The following is a 12,362-nucleotide window of genomic DNA, read 5'->3' as shown; positions in this document are numbered from 1 at the left end:
GGCCTTCGCCGCCCAGGCCCCGCTGCTGGCCGATTTGAGCGCGGCGGCGCGGGCGGCCGGCTGGCGCTTGGCCGGCTGCCGCGATCTGCTGTCGTCCTGCCTGCAAGCCCATCCGCGCGCGTTGGCGTCGGACGCGCTGGTGTTGGCGGAGGCCGGGGCCGTCACCTGCCTGTGGCGCGGCGAGCGCGGCTGGGAGGATTTGATCACCCTGGCGCTGGCGCCGGGACAGAGCGCGGCCGAGGGCGTGGCGGCGGCGGAGGCGCTGTGCGGCCGCGAGCCCGGCGGCGACTACGATTGGTGCGCGACCCATGGCCCGGCGGCACAGCCGCCGGCGGCGCGGGCGCGTTGGCTGGGCTTTGCCCATCCCCTGCTTGCGAGCCAGCCATGCGCCGCCTGAACGCCCGCGGTCTGGACTTCAGCCGCCCCGAGGCGAGCGCGCCGCTGGCCGGCGTCGCCGCCATGCTCTTGTTGATGCTGCTGGCGGCGCTGGGCTGGCGGCAGTGGGAGTTGGAACGGTTGGCGGAGGACACCGCGGCCTGGGAGCGGCGGCAGGAGCAACAGCGGTTTCTGCGCGAGCGCGAACAGCGCCGCGCCCAGGCCGCCTCGCCGGAGGCGCGCAAGGCCCAGGCGTTGCTGCTGGTCCAGGGCGACGATCAAACCCGGCTGCGCCCGGCGCTGCTGCGGGCGATAGAACAAGCCTGGTCGCCGCGGCTGGGCATCTTGTCCCTGCATCTTGAGGGCGCGGGCAAGCAGGCCCGGCTGGAACTGAGCGCGGCGGACGTGCGGGAAGTGTTCCATTTCGTCGAGAGGCTGAACCAGTCGTCCGGCCATGGTCGGGCGCGGCTGCTGCGGCACGGGCTTAAGCCCGGCGATCCCAATCAGGCGGTGCTGGCCACGGTGCAGGTGGCTGAGCGATGAGGACCTGGATGCGAGACGCCGGCCGCCGGCTGGCGGCCTTTAAACGCGGCGGCCGGCCGGCCGGCGGCGGACGGCATTGGCGGGCCCGGCTGCGCTGGCATCGGCAGACGCTGGCCTGCCGGCTGGGGCGCGGCGGCCGGCTGTCGCTGGCGGCCTGCGGCCTGCTGTTGGTCTTCGGCGCGCTGGAGCAAGAGACGCGGCAGGCGGATTTGCAACAGCGCCGCCAGCAATTGAGCGCGCCGACGCCCGCCTTGCCGGCGACGGCGGGGCGCGAGCGGCAATGGCAGGCCCAGCTGCGGCTGGCGCTGGCCCCGCGCAAGCTGGCCTTGCTGGAGCAGCTGCGCCAGTCCGGCCTGAGCGTGCATGAGGCCAGTTATCGCGAAGAGGCGGAAGCCGGCGGCGCGTTGCGCCGCGTCTCGGTGGAGCTGAGCGCCAGCGGGCGTTATCCGGAACTGACGGCGGCGCTGGGCGCGCTGACGGCGCAGCCGCTGTTGCGCTTGGAGGCGCTGACGCTGGACCGGGCGCGAACCGATACCGCGACCTTGAGCATGCGCATGCACTTCAGCCTGCTGGGAGCCGGACAATGAGGCGGCGGGCCCATTGGCTGAGCGGCCTCGCGCTGGCCTGGGCGGCCTTGGCCCAGGCGCAAGAGCCGCGGGCCGACGGCGTCGACCTGTTTCCGGTCCAGAGCTGGGCGTCGCTGCGCGAAGAGGCCAAGCCCGTCGTCCCGGCGGCGGACGCCGCTCCGGCCTTGGCTGCGCCCTTGCCGCCGCCGCTGGAAGCCGCGCCGCCGCCGTTCAGCGCCGTGGGCGAATGGCGGCAGGACGGCCAGCGCGTGGTGGTGCTGGAAGGCCGGGCGCGCAGCTACCTGCTCTGCGTCGGCTGCAAGACGCCCAATGCGCTGCAGCCGGGCGCCCGGCTGACGGAGCAATACACGTTCAAGGCTCTGGAGGCGGAGCGCGCGCTGCTGCTGGACGCCGAAGGGCGGGAGCACTCGATCCCGCTGACTCCATTGGCTCACTGAGGCGTCGCCGCCACCGCGACGACGCCGTTTTCACCAGGCATTAGGCATCATGAAACATTGCAAACCCACACTGCTGGCCCTCGCCCTCGGTTTGACCCTGGGCGGATGCGCGCTGCCCGGACCGGTCAAGAAAATCTTCGGCCCGGCCGATCAGCCCGGCGCGGAAGAACAATTGCGCGCGGCCGAAACCGCCTTGCGGCAGAAGCCCGACGATGTGGAACGCCGCAAAAACGTCGTGGCCAAGAGCGCGGCGCTGGCGGAGGAGGCCTTGCGGGTGGCCAAGACCAAGATGGACGCCGGCGACGACGCGGCCGCGCTGGCGGAGGTGAGCCGGCTGCTGGCGCTGGCGCCGGAACATATGCGCGCCCAGCAGCTGAAACGGCAGCTGGAGCGCCGGCTGCGGCTGAAACTGGAGCTGGACGCCGCCGCCGAGATCGGCGCGCAGCGCCCGCAAGAGGCTTTGGAGCGGCTGGGCCGCATCCTGCAGGAGCAGCCCGGTTACCGGCAGGCGCAAGCCTTGCGCGACGAGCTGCAAAGCCGGGAGGCCGCCCGCCGCGACGCGGGCCCCAGCCTGGCCGAGGCGTTGCGCCAGCCGGTGACGCTGAACTTCAAGGTTCAGCCGATTTCCAGCATCTTTGACGCCATCTCGCAATTGGCCGGCATCGATTTCGTGTTCGATCCGGAAGTGCCCGTCGCCGCCCCGGCCAGCATCGTCGCCAGCCGGACCACGGCGGAAGACGCCATCAATCTGTTGCTGCGCACCCATCAGCTGGAGAAAAAAGTGCTCAGCCGGCACAGCATGCTGATTTATCCGGCGCGCTCGGAAAAAGCCAAGGAATACCGGGAGCTCATGACCCGCGCCTTCTACCTGAGCCAGGCCAACGCCAGCCAGGTGCTGGCCGCGCTGCGCCAGATCAGCTCGCCCAAGAACGTTCACCTGGACGAGCGCACCAATGCGGTGATCGTGCGCGACACGCCGGAAGTGATGGCGGTGATAGAGCGGCTGGTGGCCAGCCTGGACATCGCCCAGTCCGAAGTCACCATGGACGTGCAAGTGCTGGAAGTGAACACCAACGACGTGCTCGACGTCGGCGTCGACTATCCGGCGGAACTGCGGTTTTCGGTGCTGCCGAAAGAGGGCTCGGACAGGGTGACGGTGGGCGATCTGCTGGGCCTGAACCGCGACGGCATCGGCGTCGGCGGCAGCAACGGCGGCGATCTGGGCGCGGCGATCAAACTGCTGCAAAGGCAGGGCAAGACCAAGGTGCTGGCCAACCCCAAGATCCGCGTGCGCAATATGGAAAAGGCCAGCATCAAGATAGGCGAGAAAGTGCCGGTGGTCACCACCACCAACGCCAACGGCGTGGTGACGGAATCGGTCAACTACCAGGACGTCGGCCTGATCCTGCAAGTGGAGCCGCGGATCAGCCTCAGCAACGAGGTCAGCGTCAAGGTCAATATGGAAGTCAGCAACCTCAAGAGCGAAGTCAAGACCGCCGGCGGCGGCACCGTCTACCCGATGAGCACCCGCAACGCCGAAACCGTGATGACCGCGCGCGACGGCGAAACCCAGGTGCTGGCCGGCCTGGTCAAACAGCAGCACGACCGCAGCAGCAGCGGCCTGCCCGGTCTCAGCACCCTGAGCTGGCTGGGCGGCCTGTTCGGCAGCCAGAAGCGCGGCGTCGAAAACACCGAGCTGATCCTGCTGCTGACCCCGCGCATAGAACGGGCGCTGGACCTGCCGGCCGCCTCCAACAGCTATTTCCATTCCGGCACCGAAAGCCGGCTGAGCGTGGAACCGCTGCGGACCGAGGCGCAGCCGCCCGCCGCCGCGCCCGCGCGGGACGCTTCCGCGCCGGCGCTGGACAGCCCGCTGGCCGCGCCCTGAGGTGCTTATGCCGCGTCAAACCGGTTTCACCCTGATCGAGATGCTGGCCGCGCTCACCCTGTTGGCGCTGTTGCTGAGCGCCAGCCTGCCGCTGAGCGAACTGGCCAGACGGCGCGCCCAGGAGGCCGAGCTGCGCCACAGCCTGCGCCAGATCCGCACGGCCATCGACGCCTACCGGCAGGCGGTGACGGACAAGAAGATAGACGCTTCTCCGGATCGGAGCGGCTATCCGCCCAGCCTCGCCAGCCTGGTGGACGGCGTGCCGGACAAGAGCGACGCCGCCGGCGGCAAGCTCTATTTCCTGCGCCGTCTGCCGGCGGATCCGATGTGCGAAAGCTGCGACGGCGCGGACCCGGCGGCGAGCTGGGACACGCGCGGCTACGACAGCTCGGCGGAAGCCTTCGCCTCCGGCGGCGACGTATACGACATCCGTTCCAAGAGCCTCAGAAAGGGCATCAATGGCATACCCTACCAACAATGGTGAAGCGGCGCGCGGCTTCACCCTGATTGAGCTGCTGGTGGTGATGAGCATCATCGGCGCGCTGATGGCCCTGATCGGCCCCAACTATTTCAAACAGCAGGACCGCGCCCGCGAAACCGTGCTGCGCCACAATCTGGCCGCGCTGCGCCAGGCGATAGACGACTACCGCGCCGACCACGGCGCCAATCCGGCCGCCTTGCAAGAACTGGTGGCCGGCCGCTATCTGCGCGAACTGCCGCTCGATCCCATCGCCGGCCGGCGCGACGGCTGGCAAACCAAACCGGCGGAGGAGGGCGGCGTCGGCGACGTGGCCAGCGGCGCGCCGGGAACCGGCCTGGACGGCAGCCGCTATGGCAGCTGGTAAGCAGCGCGGGCTGGCCTATCTGGGAGCGCTGACGCTGGTGCTGGCCATGAGCGCGGTCCTGGGCGCGGCGGCCGGCGCCTGGAGCCGGCAACAACAAGGCGACAAGGAAGAAGAGCTGCTGCACATCGGCCTGCAATTGCAGCGCGCCATCGCCTCCTACCATCGTTCCGGCCCCGCGCCGGCCTATCCCAAAACGCTGGACGCCCTGCTCAAGGACGAACGCGTGCCCTTCACCCGCCGCCACCTGCGCCGCCTCTACGCCGATCCGCTCACGGGCAAGCCGGAATGGGGGCTGATCAAGGGCGCGGACGGCGGCATCGTCGGCGTGCACAGCCTGGCGGAAGGCCGGCCCTTGAAGCAGCGGGGCTTCGCCGCGGAGCTGGGCGATTTCGCAGACAAGGGCAGCTATCGGCAATGGGTGTTCCTGGCGCCGGCCGCGCCGTGAGGCCGGCGGCGGGCGGATTTATTCTAAAGGCATGATTTGCGTCTTGTTTCGGCTCAATGCATCCGGATTAATTTAGGAATTATTGAGAAAGTTAGGAGTACTCCTATAGATTCCCGGACCATGCTTCCGTAAGAATCACCCTCTTTGGCGACCCATGACAGCGGCTTTCCAACGCTTTTGCGCCCGCGGCCGCGCCGCGGCTCCAAAGGCGCGCCGCTTCCGCTCCCGGCGCGAGTCCGTCGCTTTCAACCGAAACGCATATGATGATTGTTGCTATTTTAGAAGACTGTCCGCTCCAAACCGCCAGCGTGGTCAAGCTGCTGGAACAATATGGCCATCAAGCCGTCGCCTGTGCCGACGGCGACCAGTTCGTCGCCCAATTCCGACAGCAGCGCTGCGACGCGATGCTGCTGGATTGGGAGGTGCCGGGCCGAAACGGCGTCGAGGTGCTCAAATGGGCGCGCGCCAAGCTGCCGCCGGCGCTGCCCATCCTGATGGTGACCCAGCGCGACGACGAAGAAGACATCGTATTGGCGTTGGAGCATGGCGCCGACGACTATCTGCAAAAACCGATCCGCGAGCGCGAGCTGCTGGCGCGGCTGAACGCCCAGTTTCGCAAGCAACAGCGGCTGGGCAATCCGGAGGCCTCTTTCGAGGCCGGCGGCTACACCTTCCACCCGGAAGCGCGCAGCGTCAGCTTGCCCGGCGGCAAGGCCGCCACGCTGCCAGCGCGGGAATTCGCGTTGGCCACGCTGCTGTTCCGCAACCTGGGCCGCATCCTGACCAAGGACTTTCTCAGCCAGCGCATCTGGGGCCAGGCGGACCGCAAATACGACGCCAGCCTGGCCACCTATGTCAGCAATCTGCGCTCGGCGCTGGGCCTGCGGCCGCGCAACGGCATGGTGATCTCCACCGTGTACAACTACGGTTACCGGCTGGAGCGGGTCTGAGGACCCGCTTGCAACCCGCTGCGCGTTGACTCTGGCATTGCGCGCCGACGGCCGTCTCCCGAGCCCGCATTTCCCGCATGCGCGCCCAAGGGCTTCGGCCGGTCTCGCCTTGAGCTGCTCCTTGAATGAGGCGCCGGCTTGGCCGGCCGCGTCCTTTTTTCGCGCTTGGGCCGTCTTATGAAATGGCTTTGCCAAGCGTTCCGGCGCGGACACCGGCACGACGCGCGCTTTCTGATCGCCTTCGTCCTGCTGCTGGTGGTGTTCGCCATCCCCAACCAGGACGCCTTGTTCCACTCGCTGGACCGGCTGTACTTCGAACTGCTCTCCGCCTTGCAGACCGAAGACGACGAACACGATGTCGTGCTCGTCAATGTCGACCAGGCCACGGTGCAGGCGCTGGGCCATGAGGAAGTCAACGGCAACGTGCTCTACGCCGTGCTGCTGCAAAGACTGGAGCAGGCCGACAGCGTGGCGCTGAACATGAACCTGCTGTCGCGCCGGGACGAAGGCATGCTGGCGAACGCCATCCGGCGCCACGGCCGCGTGGTGCTGGCCTTGCCGCCCGACGCCCCCGCCGCGCCGGGGCGGGACGGTCCCGAGCCCTCCGCCGTTTACGCCGCCGCGGCCGGGCTGGGGCACCGCGACCTCTTGATAGGGGACCGCAGCGTGGTCACCGGCATCGTCCCCTACAAGCAGCATGGCCGGAAGCTGGCGCCGCATATGGTGATGGAAGCCATCCGCGTCGCCGGTTATGAACTGCCGCCGCGGGAAAACACCCGCTGTCTGACCGCGTTCTGGCGGCGTTGCGCGCCGCAAGCCGACGGCTGGCTGCTGGTGTTGCCGGCCCACCACCGCATCCAGCAGTATTCGATGCTGGACGTGCTGACCGGCGCGGTGCCGCGGCAGGCGTTTCACAACAAGATCGTCTTTGTCGGCCATCTGGCGCTGGACCCGTTCAAGGGCCTGCGCTCCAACCGTTACCCGCTGGACCGCGAAGGCCATACCCGCAGCCAGATCCTGGCCTTGCAAACCCAGACCCTGATGAACCACGGGCCGGTCACCCTGCTGGCCGCCCCGTACAAGCTGCTGGTCAACTTCGGCCTCATGTTCGGCCTGCTGCTGGTCTGCCTGCTGGCGCCGCCGGCGCGCATGCACGGCCGCGCCTGGCTGTGGCTGGGCGGCTGCTGGCTGACATCCACCCTCTTGCTGTTGCAAACCCAGATCTGGATTCCGGTCAGCTCGCCGCTGACAGGCGGCTTGCTGATCTACGCCGGCTGCGCCTGGCGCTGGCAGACCAAGACTCATCTCCTGCTGCGGCAGGAAATGGAGGCGATGCGGCAGAGTTTGCGCGAAGCCGGCATGGATCTGCCGCTGCGCGGCCAGGAGCCTGAGTCCGGCGCCGACGAAATCGAACGGCTGATGCGGCAGATGCGCGCCTGGCAAAACTCCTACGTCAGCGTGCTCAATATGCTGCCCTATCCGATCTTCTTCGAGCAGGGCGGCAAAATCATCCTCAGCAACCAGGCGGCGCGCAAGCTGCTGTGCGAGCAAGGCGCGCCGGAGGAGGCCGAAGCCTGGGTGCTGGGCCTGGCCGGGCGGGCGCGCGAAAAAGCGCTTCACAGCGGCAACATCGGCGTGGAGGAAGTGCGCAGCAGCCAGGGCGAACACATGTTGCTGGTCACGCCCTGTCCGGAACTGTGCGACGGCCTGTCCAGCAGTCTGATCAGCCTGGTCGACCTGCAAAGCGTCAAGGCCAGCGTGTCCGGCGACCGGCGCGTGCTGCGGCAGATGGCGCACGATCTGCGCAATCCGCTGACCACCATGCTGGCGATGATAGAACAGCGCGGCGGCGAGACCGGGCCGCGGCAGGACCAATTCTTCAACGATCTGCGCCGGCAAGTGAACTACAGCCTGCGCGTGGCGCAGGACTTCATGCGCCTCTCCCGCGCCGAGCAACTGGACCCGGCCGGCTTTCTGCCGGTGGCCTTGACCGATCTGGCCGAAGACGCGATGGACCAGATCGAGGCCGGCGCCCGCCAAAAGCGCATCGTGCTGCACGGCCCGGAGGCGATGGAAGCGCTGTGGGTGCGCGGCCATTACGACATGCTGCTGCGCGCCGTGGTCAATGTGCTGGACAACGCCGTCAAGTACTCGCCGGCCGGCAGCCACATCGTGCTGCGGCTGGCGCGCTGGGGGGACATGGCCGGCATCAGCGTGGTGGACCAGGGCATAGGCATTCCGGAACACGCCTTGCCGCGGCTATTCGAGCCGTTCTATCAGGTGGATGAAGGCCGCCGCGACGGCGCCGGCCTGGGCCTGCCCTTCGTCAAGGCCGTGATGCAGGCCCACGGCGGCCGTGTCGAGGTCAAATCCAGAAGCCGGCTGGGCAGCGAATTTCTGCTGCTGGCGCCGTGGGTGGAGAGCGAGGGAGGAGAGCGCTAGGCGCGGCCGCCGGCTTGAGCTTCTGTTGAGATTGATTGGGGGCCGCACCAGGGTTTGGAACAATGCGGGCAAGCCCTTCCCAGCCGATGGCGGCTGGAGAGGGCTGTCACCCAATCCCTTAAATTAAGGTTTCAACAATGACCGCACCCCGCTCCGCAGGCACGTTCGCCCTGCCTGCTCTGGCGCTGAGCCAGATCGCCGCTTCCCTGATGCTGCTGGCCCCGGCCGCCGCCTCCGCCCACGGCACGATGGAAGAGCCGATCAGCCGCATCTACTACTGCCGCACCGCGGACAATCCGGAAAATCCGGGAACGCCGGGTTGCCAGGCCGTCAAGCAAAGCGGCGGCGCACAGGCGATGTACGACTGGAGCAGCGTGCTGCAAGGCGGCGCCGGCGGCAATCACCAGCAAGTGGTGCCCAATGGCAAGCTGTGCGCCGGCGGCAACGCAAGATTCAGCGGCCTGGACGCTGGCGTCGATTGGCCGGCCACCAGCATACAGCCGGGACCGGACGGCAAATACACGATGACTTATCATCAGTCCGCCCAGCACCAGACCGCCTATTTCAAATCCTATATCAGCAAGGACTCCTACGACTTCAAGCGTCCGCTGCAGTGGGACGATCTGCAATTGATCGGCGATTCCGGCGCGGTGGCGCCCAGCGCCAAGACCAAGCTGGACGTCAAGATCCCGGCCGGCATGCAGGGCAAGCGCGTGATCTACAACGTATGGCAGCGCAGCGACAGCGCCGAAGCCTTCTACAGCTGCTCGGACGTGAACATCGTGGCCAACAGCGCGGACTTCAAACCGCTGGGCGCGCTGGTCTCCAGCCCGTTCGAGGCCAAGCCCGACTCCACCATCACCCTGCGCGTTTTCGACAAGCTGCGGGGCGGGGACCTTGAAAAGCATTCGATCAAGATCGCCGCCGGTCAAACCGCGGCCAAAGACTGGACCTATGCGCTGGCCACCGCGGTCAACGCCAAATCCAGCGTGGTCAAGGTGGGCCAATTGCAAAACGGCCAAGTGGTGCCGGTCAAGCACGCCACCGCCAACACCGTGTTCGGCCTGGGCAAGGAATACAGCTTTGCCTTGGAACAATCGGATGAGGGCGGCAAGCCGCCGGTGGACGAGATCGCGCCGGGCAAGGTCACCGTCAAGGGTCAGAGCAGCGTCAACAGCGGCGATATGGTCAGCCTGTCGGCCCAAGCCGCCGCCGGCACCAATCTGAAATACCGGTGGACGGTGTCGCCCAGCATCGCCGGCCTGACGCTGGACGCCGCCACCCTCAATTTCAAGGCGCCGGAGCCTAAGCAGGACACCAGCTATAACTTCACGGTCAAAGTCAGCAATGCGCTGGGCAGCAAGAACGCCGAGCACAAGCTGGAGGTCAAGGCCAAGGATGAAGGCGGCAAGCCGCCGGTAGCCGGTGCCTGGGACGCGGCCAAGACCTATGCCCAGCCTTGCGCCAAAGTGACATATCAGGGCGAGGAATGGATGAACGGATGGTGGACCCGAGGCGAAAAGCCGGGCACGGGCGGCCAGTGGGGCGTATGGCGTCCGGTAAGCTCGACCGACATGCATGGCCAGTGCAAGGGTAAGTAATGTCCGGATGGCCGCGCGTTTCAGGCTGAGCCCCAGCTGGACGCAGGTTTAAGACCCGGTTTCGGGGTCTGCCCGGCAGGCGTAAGCCTGCTGGGCTTTTGCCGTTTGATGGCCGATATTGATTAAAAATCGCTGAACTTTAGCTTTTATTGAGAATGATTGGGCGGCGGGCAAGGGTTTGGAACAATGCGGACAAGCCCTTCCTCGGCCGACGGCGGCCAGGGAGGGCGGCAACCCAACCCTTAAGATCAAGGTTTTAGAACATGACCGCACCTCGCACCGCCGGCAAGCTCGTCCTGCCCGTGTTGGCCCTGAGCCAGATCGCCGCTTCCCTGATGGCCATTGTCCCGTCCACCGCCAGCGCCCATGGCTCCATGTCTTTCCCGGTAAGCCGCGAAGTGGCTTGCCAACTTCAAGGCGATGCCTGGAGCAATCCTAAATTCAAGAATTGTGGGCCTGCGGCTATGGCGGCTTCAGACTGGACCGCCAATGCTCAAGCCGCTTCCGATGGCAAACATCATGATCTGGTGGCGGATGGCCAGCTCTGCGCCGGTGGTAAAGTCGAGGCTCACTGGGCTGCTTTGGACAACGGCGATGCCCAGCACTGGCCGACGGCGACGATACTAACCCCCGATACTAATGGGAACGTGACCTTCCGCTATGCTCAGAGCGCGCCGCACGATACCAAGTATTTCAAGACCTATATCAGCAATAACAACTACAACCCCGCCAACGGCCTGCGTTGGGAGGACTTGGACCTGATTGGCGAAGCGGGTTATTCCAAAGCGCCGAGCAAGAAGCCCGGCGACTCTCTGGCGAATCACACCGTGGCTTACACGGATCTGCAAGTGACCATTCCGGCTACGATGGAGGGCAAGCGAGTGGTGTTCAACGTGTGGCAGCGCGACCCGAACGACAATAACGAAGCGTTCTATGCCTGCTCCGACGTGGAAATCGTGCGGAGCAATACCCAATGGCAACACAGCGGCGTAGTCAATAAGAGCAATGTCGTGTTGAACGCAGGCATGAAGGTGACCATGCGCGTGTTCGATCGCGTTCGCGGCAGCGATATCGCGCGCCATGAAATCATCGTGGGCGCCGGTCAGCAGCAGCCGGAAAAATGGGTGTACGCGCTGGCCCAGAAAGTCAATCAGGAGTCCAGCATCATCAAAGTGGGCAAGCTGGTGAACAATCAGGTTCAGCCGCTGGAAAGCGCCACTGAAAACGCGGTCTATGGTCTCAACAAGGCCTACAACTTCGAAATCGAAACCTCCTTGGGCGAAATCAAGCCGCCGCCGACGGACGAAATCGCTCCGGGCCAGGTCACCATCAGCGGCCCATCCAGCGTCAACAGCGGCGCCAACGTCAGCTTGTCCGCCGCGGCCGCTTCCGGCACCAATCTGAACTACCTGTGGGAAGTGACGCCCAAGATCGCCGGCCTGGCGCTCAACGCCGCCGCGCTCAATTTCAAGGCGCCGGAACTGAAGCAGGACACCGCCTACAGCTTCAAGGTCAAGGTCAGCAACAGCAAGGGCGAGAAAACCGCGGCGCATGCGCTGACGGTCAAGGCCGACGACAGCGGCACCACGCCGCCGGTGGAGGGCGACGCCTGGAAAGAAGGCGCAAACTACAAGGCCGGCCAGGTCGTCGTCTTCGAAGGCAAGCAATACCGCTGCCTGCAGCCGCATACCGCTTGGGAAGGCGCAGGCTGGACGCCGGCTTCGCAGCCCGCGCTGTGGGCGCCGCTTTAAACTAAGCGTCTGATCCAGCCGGCGGCCGCGCGCCGCCGGCTGGAAATGACAGCCCCTTGCCTCTTGGAGCAAGGGGCTTTTTTTAACTGTTCATTCAGCAAGGCGCGGCGTTCTGCCAAACGCTACATCACGCACCTTGTCTGTGGCGTGAGCAAATTGTCGTCGGTCATGCGCAGCTTGGGCATGGTGCCGCAAGGCGCTTGGAGACAGCCGCATAACTATTGGCGGCGGGCTGCGGCTATGGCGGACAGAGAGTTGACCCAGTCAGTTACGGAGAATGTGAATTTTACCGCCGCCTTGGCATGAGTTTTTTGCATTTCATCCTAAACTTTTCATCCATTTCCCAGATAAGACTTCTCGAATAATCTGATTTTCGAGAGGTCGCATAATGGTTGCAGTGGTGTCGGGCGTGGGTTTGGGCTTGCAGAACAGTTCGTTGGCGGCCTTGGGCGGGCAGGGTCAGTTGGGCGAGGCCGCCTTCGGCCGCGGCGGCGAACG

At 66.1% G+C, this 12,362-nt stretch carries 12 protein-coding genes; all 12 read left to right on the top strand.

Annotation, left to right across the window (positions count from 1 at the left end; genetic code table 11):
- A partial coding sequence (locus NK214_RS24165; protein ID WP_253315715.1) for a hypothetical protein occupies window positions 1-397 on the top strand: 397 nt, incomplete at its 5' end.
- Window positions 385-918: a hypothetical protein gene (locus tag NK214_RS24160; protein ID WP_227107102.1), complete on the top strand. Its 534-nt coding sequence runs from the start codon at window positions 385-387 to the stop codon at window positions 916-918. The genes NK214_RS24165 and NK214_RS24160, both read left to right, overlap by 13 nt.
- The gene (locus tag NK214_RS24155) at window positions 915-1,505 is read left to right on the top strand and encodes a GspMb/PilO family protein (protein WP_253315714.1); all 591 of its coding nucleotides are present in this window, start codon (window positions 915-917) and stop codon (window positions 1,503-1,505) included. Before NK214_RS24160 ends, NK214_RS24155 begins: the two co-directional genes overlap by 4 nt.
- Window positions 1,502-1,942, top strand: a complete 441-nt coding sequence (locus tag NK214_RS24150; protein ID WP_235084223.1) for a hypothetical protein — start codon at window positions 1,502-1,504, stop codon at window positions 1,940-1,942. The genes NK214_RS24155 and NK214_RS24150 overlap by 4 nt, the downstream gene beginning before the upstream one ends.
- Window positions 1,943-1,991: 49 nt before the next feature.
- Window positions 1,992-3,830, top strand: coding sequence for a secretin N-terminal domain-containing protein (locus NK214_RS24145; RefSeq protein WP_253315713.1), 1,839 nt, complete (start codon window positions 1,992-1,994; stop codon window positions 3,828-3,830).
- 7 nt (window positions 3,831-3,837) lie between these two features.
- Window positions 3,838-4,314 carry a type II secretion system protein gene (locus NK214_RS24140; RefSeq protein WP_253315712.1) on the top strand — a complete coding sequence of 159 codons (477 nt, stop codon included), beginning with the start codon at window positions 3,838-3,840 and terminating at the stop codon, window positions 4,312-4,314.
- Window positions 4,289-4,675 (top strand): type II secretion system protein, encoded by a 387-nt coding sequence (locus tag NK214_RS24135; protein WP_253315711.1) that lies wholly within the window; start codon window positions 4,289-4,291, stop codon window positions 4,673-4,675. The genes NK214_RS24140 and NK214_RS24135 overlap by 26 nt, the downstream gene beginning before the upstream one ends.
- Window positions 4,662-5,120, top strand: a complete 459-nt coding sequence (locus NK214_RS24130) for a type II secretion system protein (protein ID WP_253315710.1) — start codon at window positions 4,662-4,664, stop codon at window positions 5,118-5,120. The genes NK214_RS24135 and NK214_RS24130 overlap by 14 nt, the downstream gene beginning before the upstream one ends.
- Before the next feature lie 260 nt (window positions 5,121-5,380).
- The gene (locus NK214_RS24125) at window positions 5,381-6,070 is read left to right on the top strand and encodes a response regulator transcription factor (RefSeq protein WP_199225803.1); all 690 of its coding nucleotides are present in this window, start codon (window positions 5,381-5,383) and stop codon (window positions 6,068-6,070) included.
- A gap of 177 nt (window positions 6,071-6,247) precedes the next feature.
- Window positions 6,248-8,512 carry an ATP-binding protein gene (locus tag NK214_RS24120; RefSeq protein ID WP_227107115.1) on the top strand — a complete coding sequence of 755 codons (2,265 nt, stop codon included), beginning with the start codon at window positions 6,248-6,250 and terminating at the stop codon, window positions 8,510-8,512.
- A 137-nt stretch (window positions 8,513-8,649) separates the two neighbouring features.
- Window positions 8,650-10,113, top strand: a complete 1,464-nt coding sequence (locus NK214_RS24115) for a lytic polysaccharide monooxygenase (RefSeq protein ID WP_253315709.1) — start codon at window positions 8,650-8,652, stop codon at window positions 10,111-10,113.
- A gap of 263 nt (window positions 10,114-10,376) precedes the next feature.
- The gene (locus tag NK214_RS24110) at window positions 10,377-11,864 is read left to right on the top strand and encodes a lytic polysaccharide monooxygenase (protein ID WP_253315708.1); all 1,488 of its coding nucleotides are present in this window, start codon (window positions 10,377-10,379) and stop codon (window positions 11,862-11,864) included.
- Window positions 11,865-12,362 lie beyond the last annotated feature (498 nt).

Origin of the sequence: Chromobacterium sp. S0633, from assembly GCF_024158805.1 — a bacterium.
In the GTDB taxonomy this organism is placed as follows: Bacteria; Pseudomonadota; Gammaproteobacteria; order Burkholderiales; family Chromobacteriaceae; genus Chromobacterium.
The sequence above is the reverse complement of the archived record's forward strand: the minus strand, read 5'-3'. Positions and strand labels throughout refer to the sequence as shown.